Annotated in this window: 15 protein-coding genes and 3 pseudogenes; 9 read left to right on the forward strand and 9 right to left on the reverse strand. The window is 75.7% G+C overall.

Features of this window, described 5'->3' with window-relative positions:
- The first annotated feature begins 353 nt into the window (after window positions 1–353).
- Both BJF88_RS11910 and BJF88_RS11915 read left to right on the forward strand, forming a co-directional pair.
- A complete protein-coding gene (locus tag BJF88_RS11910; protein WP_075828963.1) occupies window positions 354–893 on the forward strand; it encodes a hypothetical protein in 540 nt (179 codons plus the stop codon).
- A 58-nt stretch (window positions 894–951) separates the two neighbouring features.
- On the forward strand, window positions 952–1452 hold the full coding sequence (locus BJF88_RS11915; RefSeq protein ID WP_075828964.1) for a thioesterase family protein: 501 nt from the start codon (window positions 952–954) through the stop codon (window positions 1450–1452).
- Window positions 1453–1488: 36 nt separating this feature from the next.
- Here the strand turns inward: BJF88_RS11915 and BJF88_RS11920 are convergent, their stop codons facing one another.
- From BJF88_RS11920 to ptsP, 5 genes and pseudogenes are all read right to left on the reverse strand, one after another.
- On the reverse strand, window positions 1489–3051 hold the full coding sequence (locus tag BJF88_RS11920) for an SDR family oxidoreductase (protein WP_075828965.1): 1563 nt from the start codon (window positions 3049–3051) through the stop codon (window positions 1489–1491).
- Entirely contained in the window at window positions 3048–4043 is a 996-nt protein-coding gene (locus tag BJF88_RS11925) for a DNA topoisomerase IB (protein WP_075828966.1), read from the reverse strand. Before BJF88_RS11925 ends, BJF88_RS11920 begins: the two co-directional genes overlap by 4 nt.
- 53 nt (window positions 4044–4096) lie before the next feature.
- Window positions 4097–5038, reverse strand: a complete 942-nt coding sequence (locus tag BJF88_RS11930; RefSeq protein WP_083649092.1) for an acyl-CoA thioesterase II — start codon at window positions 5036–5038, stop codon at window positions 4097–4099.
- A gap of 95 nt (window positions 5039–5133) precedes the next feature.
- Window positions 5134–5565: a globin gene (locus tag BJF88_RS11935; protein ID WP_075828979.1), complete on the reverse strand. Its 432-nt coding sequence runs from the start codon at window positions 5563–5565 to the stop codon at window positions 5134–5136.
- Between the two features lie 106 nt (window positions 5566–5671).
- Window positions 5672–7285 (reverse strand): annotated as a pseudogene (gene ptsP / locus BJF88_RS11940) (phosphoenolpyruvate--protein phosphotransferase).
- A 40-nt stretch (window positions 7286–7325) separates the two neighbouring features.
- Here ptsP and BJF88_RS18430 point away from each other — a divergent pair.
- Together BJF88_RS18430 and BJF88_RS11950 are read left to right on the forward strand one after the other, a co-directional pair.
- Window positions 7326–7862: a glucose PTS transporter subunit EIIB gene (locus BJF88_RS18430; RefSeq protein ID WP_255371984.1), complete on the forward strand. Its 537-nt coding sequence runs from the start codon at window positions 7326–7328 to the stop codon at window positions 7860–7862.
- A gap of 50 nt (window positions 7863–7912) precedes the next feature.
- Complete coding sequence (locus tag BJF88_RS11950) at window positions 7913–8380, forward strand: PTS glucose transporter subunit IIA (RefSeq protein ID WP_255371985.1); 468 nt, start codon at window positions 7913–7915, stop codon at window positions 8378–8380.
- Here the strand turns inward: BJF88_RS11950 and BJF88_RS11955 are convergent.
- Window positions 8347–9438: a mechanosensitive ion channel family protein gene (locus tag BJF88_RS11955; protein WP_075828968.1), complete on the reverse strand. Its 1092-nt coding sequence runs from the start codon at window positions 9436–9438 to the stop codon at window positions 8347–8349. The two genes, BJF88_RS11950 and BJF88_RS11955, sit on opposite strands and share 34 nt — an antisense overlap.
- 72 nt (window positions 9439–9510) lie before the next feature.
- On the opposite strand from BJF88_RS11955, the gene malQ reads away from it, so the two are divergent.
- Window positions 9511–11691 (forward strand): 4-alpha-glucanotransferase, encoded by a 2181-nt coding sequence (gene malQ / locus BJF88_RS11960; protein ID WP_075828969.1) that lies wholly within the window; start codon window positions 9511–9513, stop codon window positions 11689–11691.
- A gap of 137 nt (window positions 11692–11828) precedes the next feature.
- Here malQ and pepN read toward each other — a convergent pair.
- A pseudogene (gene pepN, locus BJF88_RS11965) lies at window positions 11829–14413 on the reverse strand (aminopeptidase N).
- A gap of 149 nt (window positions 14414–14562) precedes the next feature.
- Between pepN and BJF88_RS11970 the strand changes: the two are divergent.
- Window positions 14563–15219: a DsbA family protein gene (locus BJF88_RS11970; RefSeq protein WP_075828970.1), complete on the forward strand. Its 657-nt coding sequence runs from the start codon at window positions 14563–14565 to the stop codon at window positions 15217–15219.
- 931 nt (window positions 15220–16150) lie between these two features.
- Complete coding sequence (locus BJF88_RS11980) at window positions 16151–16507, forward strand: hypothetical protein (protein ID WP_075828972.1); 357 nt, start codon at window positions 16151–16153, stop codon at window positions 16505–16507.
- Between the two features lie 90 nt (window positions 16508–16597).
- Here the strand turns inward: BJF88_RS11980 and BJF88_RS11985 are convergent.
- Window positions 16598–18633, reverse strand: a pseudogene (locus tag BJF88_RS11985) (M13 family metallopeptidase).
- Between the two features lie 60 nt (window positions 18634–18693).
- On the opposite strand from BJF88_RS11985, the gene BJF88_RS11990 reads away from it, so the two are divergent.
- Together BJF88_RS11990 and BJF88_RS11995 are read left to right on the forward strand one after the other, a co-directional pair.
- Window positions 18694–19155, forward strand: a complete 462-nt coding sequence (locus BJF88_RS11990) for a ribose-5-phosphate isomerase (protein ID WP_075828973.1) — start codon at window positions 18694–18696, stop codon at window positions 19153–19155.
- Window position 19156: 1 nt separating this feature from the next.
- Complete coding sequence (locus BJF88_RS11995; protein WP_255371987.1) at window positions 19157–20371, forward strand: DNA glycosylase; 1215 nt, start codon at window positions 19157–19159, stop codon at window positions 20369–20371.
- Here the strand turns inward: BJF88_RS11995 and BJF88_RS19125 are convergent.
- A complete protein-coding gene (locus BJF88_RS19125) occupies window positions 20286–20702 on the reverse strand; it encodes a sterol carrier protein domain-containing protein (RefSeq protein ID WP_158068932.1) in 417 nt (138 codons plus the stop codon). The two genes, BJF88_RS11995 and BJF88_RS19125, sit on opposite strands and share 86 nt — an antisense overlap.
- Window positions 20703–20706: the final 4 nt, after the last annotated feature.

Here is a 20706-nt window from a genome sequence, read left to right on the forward strand (position 1 = left end):
GCGCCTCGCCGCAGCGTGCGGCGACCGCCGCGCGCACGGGCCGCGCAGGACGCGCGCGACGGGCTGCTCGACGCGCTCGAGCACGCGCGAGCACGCGGCGGGCGTGCCGACCGTCGTGGCGGCGGTGCGCGGCTCGGCGCTCCGGGACGCGCGCGCGGCCACGGGGTGGCCGGTCACGCGGTGGCTGGGGCGGTTCCGCGCGGACCCGCTGCGCAGGATCGGCCTGCGAGGCGGACCGGCGTCCCGCCCCCGGGGGCGGACCGGCCGGAGCCGGGGCGAGCCGCCTCGCGGAGCTCGCGCGGACGTCGCTGCCGGCCGTCCCGGCGGCGCTGCGCGCGAGCGCGCAGACCGCGGTGCGCGACTACGTCGACGCGGCGACGCGCGGCGTCCCGGACGCCTGGGCGCTCACCGCCCGGCGCCGCGCCGCGGAGGGGGCGGCCGACCTCGCCGACGCGCTCGACCAGGCCGTCGCGGGCACCGAGCTCGAGGCGTCGCGGCGCCCGGTGTGGTGGCGCGTCGTCGGCGCGCTCCAGTGGCTGCTGCTCGCGGCGCTCGCCGCCGGGCTGCTGTGGCTCGCCGTGCTCTGGGTCCTCGCGTACCTGCGCCTGCCCGAGCCCCCGACGCCCGTGCTCACGCTCGGGGGACCGCAGGGTCCGGAGCCGGCGTGGCCGACGCTCCTCGCCCTCGGCGCGGTCCTCGCGGGCGTGCTGCTGGCGCTGCTGTCCCGCGCCGTCGCCGCGGTCGGGGCGCGGCGCCGCGCCGCGCGGGCACGACGGCGCCTGCGCACGGCGGTCGGTCAGGTCGCGGACCGTCTCGTGCGCCTGCCGGTCGGGGAGGAGCTGGCGGCGCTCGCGCGGTGCCGGGCCGGTGCGCTCGTCGCGGCGTCGCCCTGACCGGGCGGTCCCCGGGGGCAGAATGGGCGCGCACCCCCGCCCGTGAGGAAGGACCTCCATGACCCGCCTGCACGTCCCCGTCGCCCTGCGGTGGTCGGACCTCGACGCCTACGCGCACGTCAACAACGTCGAGATGTTCCGCCTGCTCGAGGACGCGCGCATCACCGCGTTCTGGACCCACCCGGAGGCGGGGGAGTCGGCGTGGCCGACGGCGGTGCTCGAGACGGGGCCGCACGCGACGAGCCACACCCTCGTCGCGCGCCAGGAGATCGAGTACCTGCGCCCGCTGTCGTTCACGCGCACGCCCGTGCGGGTGGAGCTGTGGGTGGGCCGGCTCGGCGGGGCGAGCCTCGAGGTCTGCTACGAGGTGCACGACGGCGCGCCCGGCGGGTTCGCGCGGACCGGCCCGACGTCGGGCGGGGCGCCGTACGCGAAGGCCGCGACGACGATCGTCGTCGTCGACGCCGCCACGGGGCGCCCGCGCCGCATTAGCGACGTCGAGCGCGCCGCGTGGGAGCCGTTCGTCGAGGAGCCGCTGACGTTCCGCCGTCGCGGCTGACACCTCACGCCCTCGCGGGGGTCAGGCCCGCGGAGGTCAGGTGGTCCCGGCCGCGCCCTCGCGGTTCTCGCGGGCCGCCGCCACGGCCGCCTCGGCGACGTTGCGCTGCATCCCGCCGAACACGACGCCGTGGAACGGCTTGACCCACCACCAGTAGAGCTGGCCGGCCAGCCCGTGCGGGTAGAACAGGGCGCGCTGGGCGAAGTAGGTGCGGTCCGGGCCGCTCGCCTCGTCGGGCGTGGGGCCCGGGGCCGACGAGTCCGTCGCGTCGGGCAGCTCGGCCGCGGACTCGTCGACGCGCAGCTCGAGCCACGCCAGGCCGGGCAGCCGCATCTCGGCGCGCAGGAGGAGCCGGCTGCCCGGCTCGATGTCCTCGACGCGCCAGAAGTCCAGCTCGTCGTCGACCCGCAGGCGGTGCTCGTCGCGGCGTCCCCGCCGCAGCCCCGGGCCGCCGACCAGGCGGTCGAGCAGCCCCCGCGCGCGCCACGCGAGCGACCACGAGTACCAGCCGCCCTGACCGCCGATCTCCTCGATCACGCGCCACAGCACGTCGCGCGGCGCGTCGACGACCGTGCGCCGCTCGTCGACGTACAGCGAGCCGCCCGCCCAGTCGGGGTCGGTCGGCAACGGGTCCGACGGCGCGCCGGGGACCGACGCCGACGACCACCGCGTGGTCACCTCGCCGTCGTGGACGCGCTGGAGCGCGAGCTCGACCGCGCGGTCGAACCCGACGAGGCCCTCCGGAGGGTCCGGCACGAACTGCGTGATGTCGTCCTCCTGGCACACGACCTCGTGCTGGAGCGACTCGACGAGGGGCCGCGCGATGCCGCTGGGCACGGGGGTGACGAGCCCCACCCAGTGCGACGACAGCTTCGGCGTGAGCACCGGCACGCTGACGATGCGGCGTCGTGGCAGGCCGGCGACGCGCGCGTACCGCTGCATCATGTCGCGGTAGGTGAGCACGTCCGGCCCGCCGATGTCGAAGGCGCGCGACACGTCGTCGGGCAGGGTCGCCGCCCCCACGAGGTAGCGCAGCACGTCGCGCACGGCGATGGGCTGGATGCGGTTGTCCACCCACCGCGGCGTCGTCATCGCCGGGAGCCGCTCGGTGAGGTAGCGCATCATCTCGAAGCTCGCGGACCCCGAGCCCAGGATGACCGCCGCCTGCAGCACCGCCGTCGGCACGCCCGACGCGAGCAGGATGTCGCCGACCTCCTTGCGCGACGCGAGGTGCGGCGAGAGCTCCCCCTCCGGCACGTCGGGGTACATGCCGCCGAGGTAGACGACGCGCCGCACGCCGGCCTCCCGGGCCGCGCGCGCGAACGTCAGCGCGGTGCGGCGGTCGCGCGCCTCGAACGTCGGGCCCGTGCCGAGGGAGTGGATGAGGTAGTACGCGACGTCGCACCCCTCGAGCGCGGCGCGGATGTCGTCGAGGTCGCTCGCGTCGGCCTCGACGACCTCGACCCGGTCGACCCACTCGCGCCCCGCGAGGCGCGCCGGGTTGCGCGCCAGCGCGCGCACGTCGTGCCCCGCACCGAGCAGCTCCGGCACGAGCCGGCCCCCGACGTAGCCCGTGACTCCCGTGACCGCGATCTTCATCCGAGCATCTCCAGCACCTCTCGTTCGGCCCGCGTCTGCGAGGTCGTCCCGCCGATGGTCTCGCCGCGCTCCCACAGGTCGAACAGGCGGGGGTCGATGTACGACGAGCGCGCCACGGCGGGGGTGTTGCCCAGCTCCTCGGCGACGTCCTTGACGATGCCCGTCACCACGCGCTTGCGGGCCCGTTCCGCGCGCGGCGGCGCGCCGGCGTCCGCGAGCGCGCGCGCCGCGAGCACGGTGGCGTGCCACGTGCGGAAGTCCTTGGGGGTCGCGTCGGGCCCGAGCCGGTCCTTGATGTCGGCCTGCACGTCCGCGCTCGTCACGTCCCGCCAGACGGTGGCACCGGCGCGACCGCCGGCCGCGGCCTCGCGCCAGGCGAGCAGCTCGACGCCGCCGCGACGGCGCTTGAGCGTCGTGACGAGCTCCGCGACCACGGGGTCGTCGACGACGGTGTCGCGCACCTGGCCCGACTTCGCCGGGTAGTGGAAGTGCACGCTGCCGTCGCGCCGCACCCGCGCGTGCTCCTTGCGGATCGTGGCGAGCCCGTAGCTGTTGTTGCGCTTCGCGTAGATCTCGCCGCCCGCGCGGAAGTACGCCAGGTCGAGCAGGCGGAACGCGAGCGCGAGCACCTTCTCGCGCGGCATGCCGGGCAGCGCCAGGTCCTCCGCGACCCGACGCCGCGCGGCGGGCAGCCGCCGTCCCACCTCCAGCACGTGGTCGTGCTTGCGCCGCGCGCGGCGCACCTGCCACTGCTCGTGGTACAGGTACTGGCCGCGGCCCGCGGCGTCGCGGCCGAAGGCCTGGATGTGCCCGTTCGGGTACCGGCAGATCCACACGTCCTGCCAGGCGGGCGGGATCGCCAGGTGCGTGCAGCGCGCGAGCTCGTCCTCGTCGGTCAGCGGCAGACCCTCGACGTCCAGGAAGACCCACCCGTCGCCCTTGGGGCGTCGGGAGTACCCGGGTGAGGTGACGGACACGCGGCGCAGTCGCACCCGGTCAGTCTGAGGTGCCCGGGGCGACGCCGCAGCCCGGGAGCCCGCGGCCGCTACATCGCCGGGAGGCGGACCATGCCCTCCTGCGCGATCGACGCGACGAGCGTCCCGTCCTGGGCGAACACCCGGGCGGCGCCGAGGCCGCGACCGCCCTGGGCGCTCGACGCGCTCTGGACGTACAGGAGCCACTCGTCGACGCGCGCGTCGCGGTGCCACCACATCGCGTGGTCGAGGCTCGCGATCGAGATGTCGGGCGTGACCCAGCTCGCGCCGGCCTGGCGCAGGACGGGCTCGAGCATCACCTGGTCGCACGCGTACGCCATGAGCGCACGGTGCAGGAGCTGGTCGTCGCCGACGTCGCCGCGTGCCCGCATCCACACCATCTGGTGGTCCGTGGGGCGGTGGTCGGGGCCGAGGTAGAGCGAGCCGCCGACGTGGCGCAGCTCGAACGCCGAGTGGTGGGACCAGAAGCGGGCGATGGGGTGGTCGATCCCGCCGAGGACGTCGAGCGCGGACGGCACGGTCTCGGGGTCCGGCGCGTCGGGCATCGCCGAGGAGTGCTCGACGCCGCCCTGCTCCTCCTGGAAGGACGCGATCATGGACAGGATCGGCTTGCCGTGCTGGATGGCGTGCGTGCGCCGGGCGCTGAACGACCGGCCGTCGCGCAGGCTCTCGACCGCGAGGTCGATCGGCACGTCGAGCCCGCCGGGGCGCAGGAAGTACCCGTGCAGGGAGTGCGGCAGGCGACCGTCCGGGACGGTCCGCCCGGCGGCGAGCAGCGCCTGCGCCAGCACCTGGCCGCCGTAGACGCGCCCCGTCGGCTGGTGCACGCTCACCGCGCGGAAGTGCTCCGGGTCGGCCGCGGACCCGTCCCCGTCGCCGATCCGCTCGAGCTGCAGCACCTCGAGCAGGTGCCCGAGCGGGTTGGGGACCTGGGTGGCGGGGGCGGCGTCGGACGTCGGGCCGGGGGAGGGCGCGGGCTGCTCGGAGGTCACGGGTGCGGGGTCCTTCGCTCGACTCGGGCGGGGCGGTGGCGGGGCGGTGGCGGGTGACGCGGTCGTGCTGGCCGGCGGGCCGCGGTCCTCGACGGTCAGTCCTCGAAGGTGTTGAGGAGCGAGTGCGCGGCGCGCTCCAGATAGTCCCACAGCGTCGCCTCGTGGATCGGGGCCAGGCCGAGCGTGCCGACGGCGGTGCGCATGTGGGCGAGCCAGCGGTCGCGCGCGTCGGGGTTGACCTTGAACCCGCCGTGACGCATGCGCAGGCGCGGGTGGCCGCGCTGCTCGCTGTACGTCGTCGGGCCGCCCCAGTACTGCTCGAGGAACGCCGTGAGCCGCCAGCGGGCCGGGGCGAGGTCCTCCTCGGGGTACATGGGGCGCAGCACCGGGTCGGACGCGACCCCCTCGTAGAACGCGTCGACGAGCCGCACGAACGTCTCGTGGCCGCCGACCTCGTCGTAGAACGATCGGCTGGGTCGCGTCGGGGAGGCGGTGGCGGGCGTCGCCGGGGAGGCACCGTTCGTCATGCCGGCGACGGGGAGCGTCGGGCGCGGGGTGGGCTCGGTCGTCACGCCCCCATCCTCGCACCGTGGGCCTGCCGACCCCTGCCGCGAGGCCGGCCGGCGACGAGCGTCACAGCCCGAGCCCGGCGAGCTGCGGCAGGTTCTCCCGCACGACGGCGCGTGCGTCGGCGGCGCTCTCGGCGTCGAGCGCGAGGCGGGCCAGGCGCCGGCACTCGTCGAGGTCGACCTCGCGCAGGAGCGCGGCGACGTCGGCGATCGCGCGGGACGTCATGGACAGCGACGTCACCCCGAGCCCGACGAGCACCACGCGAGCGCCGGGTGGGACGCCGCCTCGCCGCACACGCCGACCGGTCGGCCCTGCTGCGCGCCTCCGTCGCACGTGGCGGCCACGAGCCGGAGCACCGCCGGCTGCCAGGGGTCGGACAGCTCCGCGAGGGAGCCCAGGAGGCGGTCGGCCGCCATCGTGTACTGCGTGAGGTCGTTCGTGCCGATCGAGGCGAACGCGGCCCTGGCCAGGATCGGGTCCGCGAGCAGCGCGGCGCTCGGCACCTCCACCATGACGCCGGCGACGTCGAGCCCGTGCGCGTGGCAGCGCTCGACGAACCACTGCGTCTCCCCGACGGTCGAGACCATCGGCGCCATGACCCAGACGTGCGCCTGCTCCGCGGCGGCGGCCTGCGCGATCGCGTCGAGCTGGTCCTCCAGGAGCTGGGGCCAGCGCCCGGCGGTGCGCAGACCGCGGACCCCGAGGGCGGGGTTCTCCTCCTCGGGCGCGGTGAGGAAGTGCAGCGGCTTGTCCGCGCCCGAGTCGAGGGTGCGCACGACGACCTTGCGGCCCGGGAACGCCCGCAGCACGGTCCGGTAGGCGCGCACCTGCTCCTCGACGCTCGGCGGGTCCTGGCGGTCCAGGAAGCAGAACTCCGACCGGAACAGGCCCACGCCCTCGGCACCCGCGGCCGCGGCGGGCGCGGCACCCGCCGGGTCGCCGACGTTCGCGAGCAGCTCGACCCGGTGGCCGTCCCGGGTGCGTCCGGTGCCGTCGAAGGTCCGCGCCTGCCTCCCGCGCGCGCGCGGCCTCGACCTGCGCGGGCGAGGGGTGCACGACGACGGTCCCCGCCGAGCCGTCGACGAGGACGAGGTCCTCGGGGGACAGGGCGGCGCTCGCGCCCGTCGCGGCGACGACCGCCGGGATGCCCATGGCGTTCGCCACGATCGCGGTGTGCGACGTCGGGCCGGCGCCGTCGGTGACGATCGCGAGGACGCGCGCGGGGTCGAGCGCCGCGGTCGCGGACGGCGCGAGGTCGGGAGCGACGAGCACGAACGGGTCGGCGTGCTCCGGGACGCCCGGGGCGGGGCGACCGGTGAGCGCCGCCACGAGGCGGTCGCGCACGTCGACGACGTCGCGGGCGCGCTCCGCGAAGTGGCCGCCGAGCTCGGTGAACTGCCGCGCGACGTCGTCGGCGGCCTCCCACACCGCGCGCTCGGGCACGAGGTGCTCGTCGAGGACGCGACGGCGCGCGTCGGCGGCGAGCGTCGGGTCGGCCGCCATCGCGGCGGTGGCGTCGAGCACGTCGCGCGCGTCGCCGTCCGCCGCGGACGCGGCGCGCTCGAGGTCGGCCGCGACGTCGCGCGCCGCGTCGTCGACGCGACGCGCCTCGGCCTCGTGGTCGGCGCGCGGCGGCAGGCGCCGACCCGCCGGCGGCTCGGCGATCGGCTCCGGCATGATCACGACCGGTCCCGCGACCGTGCCCGGGCACACCCCGATGCCCGTGATCACGTGCCGGGACTCGTCCTGGGTTCCCACGTCCCTCAGCTCCTGTCCGCGTCGGGTGCGGCGGTGCCGCACGCGTGCGCCGCACCGGAGCCCGGCGGGGCGGTCGGTCGCCGCCGACGCGTCCCGTGGAGCACGCGTTCGTTGCGGTCCCGTGTCGCCCCGGCGTCGATCCGGTGACAACCGTGCCAGGAGACTAGGCTGTTCCTCGGGTGAACGGCACCCCGACACCCCGGGCCGATCCGCCCGGGGCCTCCCGCACTCGCCTCAGGAGACCAGTTCGATGAGCACCCCCGCAGACACCAAGGCCCAGCAGATCCTCTCCGCGCTCGGGGGGCAGGCCAACGTCGTGGACCTGGAGCCCTGCATCACGCGCCTGCGCGTGGAGGTCACCGACCCCGAGCTCGTCGACGAGGCGCAGCTCAAGGCGACCGGCGCCTTCGGCGTCGTGCGGTCCGGGCGCGTCGTGCAGGTGATCGTCGGCCCCGAGGCCGACAACCTCGCGGCCGAGCTCGACGGCCTGCGCTGAGCGAGGACCCGGCGGGCCGGTTCGTCGTCCGCGCCCCGCTCGCAGGCACCGTGGTCGCGCTCGAGGACGTGCCGGACGCGGTGTTCGCCCAGGCGATGGTCGGGCCGGGCGTCGCGATCGAGCCGGCCACCGCCGAGCACGGTCCGGGTGAGCACGGTCCGGGCGAGCCGGCCACGGGTGAGCCGTCGCACGTGATCGCGCCGGCCGACGGCCGCGTGGCCACGGCCTTCCCGCACGCGTTCGCGCTGGAGTGCGCGTCGGGCCGGACGGTGCTCGTGCACCTCGGCATCGACACCGTCCGGCTCGCCGGCGAGGGTTTCGCCGTGCACGTCGGCGCCGGCGCGGACGTGCGGGCGGGTGACGCGGTCGTCACCTGGTCGCCGCGCGACGTCGCCGCGGCCGGCCTCGCGACCGTGTGCCCCGTCGTCGCGCTGCAGGCCGACCCCGGGGCGGTCGAGGTCCTCGTGCGCCCCGGGGACGTGGTTCAGGCTGGGGAGCCCTTGCTGGCCTGGTCCTGAGCGACCGCCGCGCCGGCGGCGGCCCCGCGCGCCGCGGACGTCGACGCGCGGTCGGTCCCGTCGCCGTCCTCGTCGGGACGACCCGTCCCCGCGGCCGGGGACTGGTCGAGCACGACCACCTGCTGGGCGCCGGCGAGCGGGATCCGCGCGTCGGACAGCGCCTCGCGCACGGCCGCGCGCAGCGCGCGGCCCACCTCCCACTGCATCGCGGCCTGCGTCTTGACCTGGACCTTGAGCTGGAGCGCCTCGGCGGTCAGCTCCTCGATGCCGAGGACCTCGGGCGCCTCGACGACGTGCTGGCCGAGGACGGGGTCCGCGCGCACCTGCTCGGCCGCCTGGAGCAGCACGGAGCGCACCTGCTCGACGTCCGCGTGGTACGCGACGCGGACCTCGACCGCCGCGCGGCTCCACTCCTGCGTGAGGTTGCCCGTGCGCAGGATCTCGCCGTTGCGCACGTACCAGAGCGTGCCGTCGATGGAGCGCACCTTCGTCACGCGCAGCGCGACCTCCTCGACGGTGCCGACGACCTCGCCGAAGTCGACGACGTCGCCGACGCCGTACTGGTCCTCGAGCAGCATGAACGTGCCCGACAGGAAGTCCTTCACGAGGCTCTGCGCGCCGAAGCCCAGCGCGACGCCGGCGATGCCCGCCGAGGCGAGGAACGGGCCGATGTTGAGCCCCAGCTCGGCGAGCACCATGAGCACGACGGTGCTGCCGATGAGGATGTTCGCGGCCGAGCGCAGCACCGAGCCGATGGTCCGGGCGCGCGCCGCCCGCCGCGCGTTGGCGAGGGGGTTCGCCCGCAGGAGCGCGCCGCCGACCTCGGACCGCCCGAGGCCGCGCAGGCGCGTGGTGCGCAGCGTCGGCGTGCCCTCGGCGATGTGCTCGGTCACCTTGCGGATCAGGCGGCGCACGACCGCGAGCGCGACGGCGCCGACCACGACGACGAGGATGACCCGCAGGGGCACGCCCACGAACCACTCCAGCCACGCGTCGGGGTCGCTCGGGTCGAACGGTTCCGGACCGGTGTCCGTGGCACCGGGAAGCGAGGAGAGCATCCCGGCAGGCTACCCGTCGTGCTCGGGCGCGCCGTGCGTGCGGACGGGCCCGGATGTGGACGTTCTGGCAGGATGCGGTGCGTGAGCGATCCCGCGAAGTCCGACCTGCCCGAACCCTTGGTCCGGCTCGCGGACGCCCACGGGGTGGTGCCCGACTTCTGGGGCTTCGACGGCACGCGGCGCGAGGTGCGGGCGTCGACCCTCGTCGCCGTCCTCGAGGCCCTCGGGGTCCCGGCGTCGTCCCCGGAGCGCGTCGACGTGAGCCTGGAGCACGTGCGCGACGACGCGTGGCGCCAGGTGCTGCCGCCGACCCTCGTCGTCCGCCAGGGCGACGCCGTGCCCGTGCCCGTCCACGTGAACCACGGCACGGAGGTGGAGGTCTGGGTCGAGCTCGAGGCGGAGCCGTCCGGTCGCGCCGGCCGTCACGCCCGTCGTGCGGCACGACCGACGCGCCCTCTGCGACAGCTCGACCAGCCCGTCGAGCCCCGGACCGTGGACGGCCGGCTGGTGGGCCGCGCGACCTTCGAGATCCCGGCCGACCTGCCGCTCGGGTGGCACGACCTGCACGCCGCCGGCGACGGCACCCAGGCCCGCGCGACGCTCGTCGTGACGCCGCAGCGGCTCGAGCTGCCCGAGGCCGTCGCCGAGCGCACGACGTGGGGGTTCATGGCGCAGCTGTACTCCGTGCGCTCGCGCGCGTCGTGGGGCGTGGGCGACCTCGCGGACCTCGCGGACCTCGCGTGGCTGGCCGCGCACGAGACGGGCGCGGACTTCGTGCTCGTCAACCCCTTGCACGCGGCCGAGCCGCGCACGCCGATGACGCCGTCGCCGTACCTGCCCACGAGCCGGCGGTTCGTCAACCCGCTCTACGTCCGGGTCGAGGACGTCCGCGAGACCGCGTACCTGTCCGCGGCCGACCGGTCCCTCGTCGAGTGGGCGTTCGACCCCGTGCGCGCGCAGAGCGCCGATCCCGGCCCGATCGACCGCGACGCCGCGTGGGAGGCCAAGAAGGCCGCGCTGGAGGTCGTCTTCACCGCGCCGCGCTCGACGGCGCGCCAGGCGTCGCTGGACGCGTTCCGCGCCGAGCAGGGCCAGGGCCTCGAGGACTTCGCGACGTGGTGCGCCCTCGTCGACCACTACGGCGATCGGGACTGGCCGCCCGGCGCGCTCGACCCGACGAGCCCGGTGGTCGCCGCGCTGCGCGAGGAGCTGTCGGACCGCGTCGACTTCTACTGCTGGCTCCAGTGGGTCGCCGACGAGCAGCTGCGCGTCGCCCAGCGCACCGCGTGCGAGGCCGGCATGGCCGTCGGGATCATGCACGACCTGGCCGTCGGCGTGCACCCCGAGGGCGCCGACGTCTGGGCGAACCGGACGGTGCTCGCCACCGGGGTGTCCGTCGGGGCGCCCCCGGACATGTACAACCAGCAGGGGCAGAACTGGTCCCAGCCGCCGTGGCACCCGAAGGAGCTGGCGCGCGCTGGCTACGCGCCCTACCGCGACATGCTCCGCACGGTCCTGCGCCACGCGGGCGCGATCCGGATCGACCACATCATCGGGCTGTTCCGCCTGTGGTGGATCCCGGGCGGGGCGCGGGCCGACGCGGGGGCGTACGTGCGCTACGACCACGAGGCCCTCGTCGGCATCCTGTGCCTCGAGGCGCACCGCGCGGGCGCCGTCGTCATCGGGGAGGACCTCGGGACCTTCGAGCCGTGGGTGCGGGACTACCTCGCGGAGCGCGGCGTCCTCGGCACGTCCGTGCTGTGGTTCGAACGGACCGAGGACGGGGACCCGCTGCCGCCCGAGGACTACCGGCCGCTCACGCTCGCGACCGTCACGACGCACGACCTGCCGCCCACCGCGGGCTACCTCGCCGGCGAGCACGTCGAGCTGCGCGACCGCCTCGGGGTGCTCGGCGAGCCGGTCGCCGAGGTGCGCCGCAAGGCCCGCGCCGAGCGCGACGCGATGGTCGCCTTCCTCGCCGGGCGCGGCCTCGTCGGCGACGACCCGTCCGAGCGCGAGCTCGTCGAGGCCCTGCACCGCGTGATCCGCCGGACGCCGGCCGCGCTCCTCGGCGTCTCGCTCGCCGACGCGGTGGGGGAGCGGCGCTCGCAGAACCAGCCCGGCACGGACACCGAGTACCCGAACTGGAAGGTGCCGCTGGGCGACGCGTCCGGGAACGTGGTGCTGCTCGAGGACCTGTTCGACAGCGCGCGCCTGCGCTCGCTCGCGGCGGCGATGAACGAACCGCTCTGACCCGGCGTCCGAGCCTGGGTTCCGGACGCGCCGGGACGCCGAGGTAGAGGGTTCTCCCCGAGGTCGAGGGAGATCTCCCTCTACCTCGGCGAGAACCCCCTACCTCGGCGAGAACCCTCGACCCCGGGCGGCGGGCGTCAGGCGCGCTCGTCGGCCGCCTGCGCGGTCAGCGCGCGCTCGACGCCGGCGAGGTTCTCGACGACGAGGCGTCGCAGCGCCGGCGCCGCGTCCGCGTTCGCGTCGAGCCAGTCCCGCGTCGCGTCGCGCAGCGCGCCGCTCGCGAGGGGCGCCGGGTACAGGCCCGTGACGAGCGCCTCGGCGATGTGGTACGACCGCTGGTCCCACAGCGGCAGCAGCGCGTCGAAGTAGGCGCCGACCACCGGGGCGAGCGTCGCCGGGTCGTTGACGTGCTGGAAGCCCTGCGTGGTGGCGCGCACGATCGCGTTCGGCGCGTCGTCGGAGCCGACGAGGCGGTCGAACGCGGCGCGCTTGGCGTCGGTCGTGGGGACCGTGGCCCGGGCGCGCGCCGCGGACTGCTGGCCCGTCGCCGTCGAGTCGGCCGCGAGCGTCTCCTCGATCTCCGCGTCGTCCGCGAGGTCGAGGAGCACGAGGCCCTCGAGGATCTCCCAGCGCAGGTCCGTGTCGATCTCCAGCCCGTCGAGCCCCGCCGAGCCGTCGACGAGCGAGCGCAGGGCGTCGCCGTGCGCGGGCGTCGAGGCGAGGTGGGCGAAGAACTTCACGAGCTGGAACTGCAGGTCCGAGCCGGCCTCCGCCTCGCGCGCGAGCCGCCACAGCGTGTCGCCCACCTCGACGAGGGTGTCCTCGCGGCGCTCGGGGGCCACGTAGGTCTTCGCGGCGAGCGCGAGCTGGTTGAGCGTCGTGCGGATCGTGGTCGACTCGGTCTCGCGTGCGACGTTGCCGAGCACGAGGCGGACGTAGTCGCTCGCCGGGGTCTCGCCGTCGCGCGTGGCGTCCCAGGCCGCGCCCCACACGAGCGACCGGGCGAGCGGGTCGGTGATGTCCGCGAGGTGCGCGGTCGCGACCTCCAGGGACGTCGGGTCGAGGCGGATCTTGGCGTACGCGAGGTCGTCGTCGTTGAGCAGCACGAGCTGCGGGCGGTCCAGCCCCAGCAGCCCGGGCACCTCGGTGCGCTCGCCGTCGACGTCGACCTCGACGCGGTGGGTGCGCACGAGGGCGCCGTCGCGCAGGTCGTAGAAGCCGACGCCGAGGCGGTGCGGGCGCAGGGTCGGGTGCTCGGCGGGTGCCGACTGCAGGACCGCGAACGACACCACGCGGCCGTGCGCGTCGAGCTCGATCTCGGGACGCAGCGTGTTGACGCCTGCCGTCTCGAGCCACTTCGCCGACCAGTCGGTGAGGTCCCGGCCGCTCGTGGCCTCGAGCTCGACGAGGAGGTCGCGCAGCTCGGTGTTGCCCCACGCGTGCTTGCGGAAGTACGCCGCGACGCCGGCGAGGAACTGCTCCTGGCCGACCCACGCGACGAGCTGCTTGAGCACCGACGCGCCCTTGGCGTAGGTGATGCCGTCGAAGTTGACGAAGACGTCCTCGAGGTCGTTGATCGACGCGACGATCGGGTGCGTCGAGGGCAGCTGGTCCTGGCGGTAGGCCCACGACTTCTCCATCGCGGCGAAGGTGGTCCACGCCTGCGTCCACTCGGTGCCTCCGCGGTCGCGAGCGTCGAGGCGTACTCGGCGAACGACTCGTTGAGCCACAGGTCGTTCCACCACTTCATGGTGACGAGGTCGCCGAACCACATGTGCGCGAGCTCGTGCAGGATCGTCACGACGCGACGCTCCCGGACGGCGTCGGTGACCTTGGAGCGGAAGACGTACGTCTCGGTGAACGTCACGCAGCCCGCGTTCTCCATCGCGCCCATGTTGTACTCGGGCACGAAGAGCTGGTCGTACTTGTCGAACGGGTACGGGTGCTCGAACGCGGACTCGAAGAACGCGAAGCCCTCGCGCGTCTTGTCGAAGACGTACCCCGCGTCGAGGTGCTCGGCGAGCGACGCGCGGGCGAAGACCCCGAGCGGGATCGTGCGGCCGTCGGAGGACGTGAGCTCGCTGCGCTCGACGACGTAGGGCCCGGCGACGAGCGCGGTGATGTAGGACGACATGCGGGGCGTGGGCTCGAAGACCCAGCGGGCGACTTCGACGTCGCCCGCACCGGTCCCCGTCGGGTCGGTGACGGTGCCGAGCGCCTGCGGCTCGGGCGTCGGCTGGTTGCTCACGACCTGCCACGCCGCCGGTGCGGTGACCGTGAACGCGAACGTCGCCTTGAGGTCGGGCTGCTCGAAGACCGTGAACACGCGCCGCGCGTCGGGCACCTCGAACTGGGTGTAGAGGTACACCTCGCCGTCGACCGGGTCGACGAAGCGGTGCAAGCCCTCGCCCGTGTTCGTGTACGCGCAGTCGGCGACCACGCGCAGCTCGTTCTGCGCGGCCAGGCCCTCGAGGGCGATGCGCGAGTCGGCGAACACCTGCGACGGGTCGAGCGCGCGCCCGTTGAGCACGACCTCGTGCACGGTCGGGGCGACCAGGTCGACGAACGTCGACGCGCCCTCGGCCGCGGTGAACCGCACCACGGTCGTCGAGCCGAACGTGGTCGCCCCGGTCGTCAGGTCGAGCGCGACCTCGTAGGACTGGACGTCGACGGTCCCCGCGCGCTCGATCGCCTCGGCGCGGGTGAGGTTCTCTCCGGGCACTGCATCTCCTCGGTCTCGGTGGGAGCCTGGTGGGCCACGCCGATCATCCCACGCGCCCCGGCGCCGCCGGCGGGAATAATCCACGGGTCCCCGGGCGTCGGACCAGGGGACCGCCGCACGACCAGCCCCGACGAACGGAGACCCGACCCGTGACCCTCGCCGCCCCGTCCGAGACCGCCGCCGCCGCCACGACCGGGACCGACGCCGCCGGCGTCGCCGACTTCTGGTTCGACCCGCTGTGCCCGTGGGCGTGGATGACCAGCCGCTGGATGGGCGAGGTGGAGAAGGTCCGCGACGTCACCGTCCGGTGGCACGTGATGAGCCTCGCCGTGCTCAACGAGGGCCGCGACCTGCCGCCCGAGTACCGCGAGCTCATGGACCGGGCGTGGGGGCCGGTGCGCGTCGTGACCGCCGCGCGCGCCGAGCACGGCGACGACGTCGTCAAGCCGCTCTACGACGCGATCGGCACGCGGCTGCACCCCGGCGGCCGCGACGACCACCGGGCCGTCCTCGCCGAGGCGCTCGCCGAGGTGGGCCTGCCCGCCGACCTCCTGCGGTTCGCGGACGACGACACGTACGACGAGCATCTGCGCGCGTCGCACGCCGAGGGCATCTCGCGCGTGGGCGAGGACGTCGGCACCCCGGTCGTCGCGTTCGGCGGGACGGCGTTCTTCGGGCCGGTCGTCACGCCCGCGCCGAAGGGCGAGGACGCGGGCCGGCTGTGGGACGGCTGCGTCCTGGTCGCGTCGACGCCCGGGTTCTTCGAGCTGAAGCGCTCCCGGACGCAGGGCCCCGTCTTCGACTGAGGCGAGGGCGCCGCGGGGCCGGGCGCGCGCCGGGCGGAGGCCTCTCCCAGGGATCGTCGAGGTTCGACCGGTGCGGGTGAGGCGTGCGATGCTTCATCGCCTGCGGGCCGCGTCGTCGACGGCCCGCGCCCGCCCGGCGACGGCCGGGCGACCCCCACGAGGAAGCCCCGAGGAGCCGAGCATGTCCCCGAACGCACCCGTGCCGCCCCCGCCGCCCCCCGGTGGCGCAGGTGTGCCCGCGGGCGGGCGCGACGGCGAGGCCCCCCGGTGGCGCCGAGCTGGCCGCCCGCCGCGCCGCCCACGTTCGCGCCCGCGCGACGGGACGCCGGGCCTCACCGGTCCCCGGCGGAGGAGCCGGCGGGCGACGGCTCGCCCACCGTCGTGCACCCCGCCGTCCCGCCGGCCGACGAGCCGGCCACCGTCGTGCAGCGGGTGACGCCGAGGACCGGCCTGCCGACCGCGGCTCAGCCCGCGGTGCCCGCGCCGACCCCGCCGCAGCGCGTGCGGTACGCGACCGAGCCGGCGAGCACGGGCGTGCCGTACCCGGTCCCGCCCGCCTACGGGTCGCGGGTGCCGGCCGCGCCCCGCCGCAGGCGCCGGACGACCGGCCTACCACCCGCCCGTCGGCCCGCAGGCCCCGGGCGGGACGGGGTCGCGGCCCGGCGTCGGCCGCCGCCGCACCGGCCGCGTCCGCTGCACCCGCCGGGCCTGCCGCCCCCGCCGCCCCCGCCGGAGGTGGCGGCAGCAGGCGACCGTCGGGACGACGTCTCGGGCCGGGCTGGATCGCGTTCATCGTCCTCGACGTGATCCTCGTCGTCGGGGCGGTCCTCGTGGGATTCTCCCTGCTCGGCGGGGACGAGGGGACCGAGCCTCCGGGAGCGCCGTCTCCCCGTCGGCCGGCGCGACGCCGGGCACCGAGGCCGAGGAGCCCGTGCCGACCGTGACGGAGACGTTCGCGTCCGAGACGCGGAACATCACGTGCGAGATGACGGACCTCGGCGTGACGTGCTCGATCGCCGAGCTCGCCACGCAGCCCGCGCCCGTCGCCGGGTGCGACGGGGCCGTGGGCTACCAGGTCGTGCTCGACGCCGACGGCGTGCGGCAGCCGTGCGTGCCGACGGGGGAGCAGCCGCAACCCGCGGCGGCCGACGTCCCGGTGCTGCCCTACGGCGAGTCGCGGACGGTCGGCGGGTTCACGTGCGACAGCGCCAACACGGGCATGACGTGCCGCGACGACGCCACGGGCCAGGGCTTCACCGTCGCGAAGGCCGGCATCCGCTCGATCTAACGCGCTCCCGGGCGCGTCCCGGCCCGCGACCGGGCCGGCGGTGTGGGCGGTGCAGCCGGCCCCGTCGGCCGCCCGCACCGCCCCTCGCCGTCACCAGATGCGCACGCGCTCCTCAGGAGCGAGGTAGAGCGCGTCGCCGGGCTCGACGCCGTACGCGTCGTAGAACTCGTCGACGTTGCGCACGACGCCGTTGCACCGGAACTCGTTCGGTGCGTGCGGGTCGGTCGCGATGCGGCGCACGACCTCCTCGTCGCGGCCCTTCGCCTGCCACACCTGCGCCCACCCGAGGAAGACGCGCTCGATGCCCGTCAGGCCGTCCACGACCGGGGCCTCGGACAGCGGGCGGCCGAGGCGATCCGGTACGCCTTCAGCGCGATCGAGAGCCCGCCGAGGTCGCCGATGTTCTCGCCGATGGTCAGCGCGCCGTTGACGTGCGGGCCGTCGTCGCCCAGCTGGGCGGGCCGGTACTCCTCGTACTGCGCGACGAGCGCCTTGGTGCGCTTCTCGAACTCCTGCCGGTCGGTGGGCGTCCACCAGTCCTCGAGGCGACCCGCGCCGTCGTACTTCGAGCCCTGGTCGTCGAACCCGTGGCCGATCTCGTGGCCGATGACGGCGCCGATGCCGCCGTAGTTCACGGCGTCGTCCGCGCCGGGGTCGAAGAACGGGGGCTGGAGGATCGCTGCGGGGAAGACGATCTCGTTCATGCCCGGGTTGTAGTAGGCGTTGACGGTCTGCGGCGTCATGAACCACTCGTCGCGGTCGAGCGGCCTGCCGATCTTGCCGAGCTCGCGGTCCTGCTCGAACGCGTGCGCGCGGCGCACGTTGCCCAGGAGGTCGTCGGCCTCGACGACGAGCGCGGAGTAGTCGCGCCACCGCACCGGGTAGCCGATCTTGGGGGTGAACGCCTCGAGCTTGGCGAGCGCCCGCTCCTTCGTCTCCTCCGTCATCCAGTCGAGCGATCGGATCGACTCGTCGTACGCGGCGACCAGGTTGGCGACGAGCTGCTCCATCCGCTCCTTGTGCGCCGGGGGGAAGTGGCGGGCGACGTACTCGCGCCCGACCGCCTCGCCGAGCGCGCCCTCGACGACGGACACGGCGCGCTTCCAGCGCTCGCGCACCTCCTGCGCGCCCGACAGGGTGCGGCCGTAGAAGTCGAAGTTCGCCTCGACGAGCTCGTCCGTGAGGTACGGCGCGCGGGCGGTCACCAGGTGGTAGACCATCCACAGCTTCCAGTCCTCGAGCGGCTCCGACTGCCAGAGCGCGGCGAAGCCCGCGGCGTAGCCGGGCTCCCGGACGACGACGTGGTCCAGCGACCCCGCGGGCGCGCCGAGCGCGAGCGCCCACGCGTGCCAGTCGAAGCCCGGTGCCGCGTCGGCCAGGGCGGCGAGCGACATCGGGTTGTACGTGAGGTCGGCGTCCCGGTCGCGCACCACGTCCCAGTGCTCCGCGGCGAGCCTCGTCTCCAGGGCGACGACGCGCGCGGCACCCTCCTCGGGGGTGACGCCCCACGCCTCGGGCGTGACGCCGGCGAGGCCCAGCATGCGCGCCACGTGCGGCGTGTACCGCTCCCGCACCGCGGCGTACTGCTCCTCCCGGTAGTACGCCTCGTCGGGCAGGCCGAGGCCGGCCTGGTGCAGGTACGCGACGTAGCGCTCCGGGTCCTTCGCGTCGTTGTCGACCCAGAAGCCGACGGCGGCCGCGCCGCCGGTGCGCTGGAGGGCGCCGAGGGCGCCGGTCAGCTCCGCCTGGGACGACGCGTCCTGCACGAGCGCGAGGTCGGGCTGCAGCGGCGTCGTGCCGAGGGCCGCGATGCGGTCCGTGCCCATGAAGCTCGCGTACAGCGCGCCGACCTTCGCGGCGTCCGCGCCGACGTCGTCGGCACCGGACGCGACCGCCTGCCCCAGGTCCGTGATGATCTCGCGCACGTCGAGCTCGGCCTGGTCGTGCAGCGCCCGGAACGCGCCGTCCATCGCGCGGTCCGCCGGGATCTCGTGCGTCGCGAGCCAGCGGCCGTTGACGTGGCGGTAGAGGTCGTCCTGCGGGCGCGTCGCCGGGTCGAGCGCCGTGAGGTCGATGCCGGATCGCTGGGCGTCCGCGGTGGTGGACGCGGGGGTGGTCTGAGTCATGCGTCTCAGGCTACGACCTCGCCCCCACCCCCGGCCGCCCGCCTGCGGCATGATGAGCGCATGCGCGTTCACATCGCCTCCGACCACGCCGGGTACGAGCTCAAGACCCACCTCGCCGAGCACCTGCGGGCCGCCGGCCACGACGTGGTGGACCACGGCGCCCACGAGTACGACGCGCTGGACGACTACCCGGCCTTCTGCTTCGCGGCGGGCGAGGCCGTCGTCGCGGAGCCCGGCTCGCTCGGCGTCGTCATCGGCGGCTCGGGCAACGGCGAGCAGATCGCGGCCAACAAGGTCGTCGGCGTCCGCGCGGCGCTCGCCTGGAACCTCGAGACGGCACGCCTCGGTCGCCAGCACAACGACGCGAACGTCGTCGCCGTGGGAGCGCGGCAGCACTCGGTCGACGAGGCGGTCGAGCTCGTGGACGCGTTCCTCGCCGAGCCGTTCAGCGGCGACGCGCGCCACCAGCGCCGCATCGACCAGCTCGCCGCCTACGAGCGCTCGCGCGGCGCCTCCGCCTGACGTGCCGGAGGGGCACACCGTCCACCGGCTCGCGCGCGCCCTCGGCGAGCTCTTCACCGGCGAGGCGCTCGCGGTGAGCAGCCCGCAGGGCCGCTTCGCGGCCGGGGCGGCGCTGCTCGACGGCCACGTCGTCGTCGCGAGCGAGGCGTGGGGCAAGCAGCTGTTCGTCGGGTTCCGGTCGCCCGCCGCCGAGCCCGCCGCCGAGCCTCCTACCGAGCCGGTCGCCGGGTCCGCGGACGGCCCCGCGGAGGTGCGCTGGCTGCGCGTGCACCTCGGCCTCTACGGCGCCTGGACGTTCGCGGGGGACGGGAGCACCGCCGTCGTGCACGCGATCGGCGCGCCGCGCCGCCGCGTCGGCGAGCGCGAGACCGTCCCGGTCGCCGGTCCGGGAGAGCGACCGGCCCCGGCGCTGCCGGACGACGCGTGGGAGCCGCCCGCGCCGCGGGGCGCCGTGCGCGTGCGGCTCCTCGGCGCGCACGCCGTCGCGGACCTCACGGGGCCGACCGCGTGCGAGGTGGTCACGGGTCCGGAGAAGGCGGCCGTCGAGGCCCGGCTGGGGCCCGACCCGATCCGCGGACGGGTCCCCGGCGGGCCGGACCCGCGCGAGGTGTTCGTCGAGCGCGTCCGCCGGTCCCGCCGCCCCGTCGGCCTGCTGCTGATGAACCAGGACGTCGTCGCGGGCGTCGGCAACATCTACCGTGCCGAGTCGCTGTTCCGCGCCCGTCTCGACCCGCTGCGCCCGGGCCGCGACGTGCCGGCCGAGGTCCTGCGCGACCTGTGGGACGACCTCGTCGTCCTCCTGCGCGACGGGGTCCGGACGGGCGCGATCGTCACGACGCGGCCTGCGGACCGTCGGGCGGACGGGCAACGGGAGCCCGACGTCCTGCCGGACCCCGGGCGCGGCGGGCACGTGTGCGGCAGAACGCCGACGGCGCGCCGGGCGCGTCCCGGCCGACGAGGCGTTCTACGTCTACCACCGCGACGGGCTGCCGTGCCGCGTGTGCGGGGCGCCCGTGCTCAGCCAGGAGCTGGCCGGCCGCACCCTCTACCGCTGCGGGGTGTGCCAGGCCTGACGGCGGTGCGCGCCGTGCCCGCCCGGCCCGCGGTGCCCGCCGGGCGGCAGCCCGGTGTCAGAACACCCAGCTGCACACCGGCGCGACGGGCCACGCGAACGCGGCGCTCGTGGACGCGAGCGCCCCGGGCGCGTGCTCGGTGACGAACCCCGCCGCGCCGAGCGACGCGAGCGTGACGCCGCCCAGGTAGGCGGCGCCGAGGTCGCGCACGTCGAGGGACAGGTCGGCGGGGTCGTCGGTGCGGCTCGCCCGTGCCTCGCCGAACGCGTCGGCACGCACGCGCCAGCCCCCCTCGTTCCCGGGCAGCCGCGCGTCGCGCACGTGGAGCACGACGTCGACGTCCGTCGCGTAGCGCCGGGCCGCGAGGGCGGCGGGGACGTCGACGAGCCGCACCCACAGGTTGTCGGCGAGCCGCGGCGACGCCGGTCGCGGGTCGACGAGCAGGTGGGTGAGCGGGTCGTCGGTGGGAATCATGAAC

It is taken from the genome of Cellulosimicrobium sp. CUA-896 (assembly GCF_001942335.1).
Lineage (GTDB): Bacteria > Actinomycetota > Actinomycetes > Actinomycetales > Cellulomonadaceae > Cellulosimicrobium.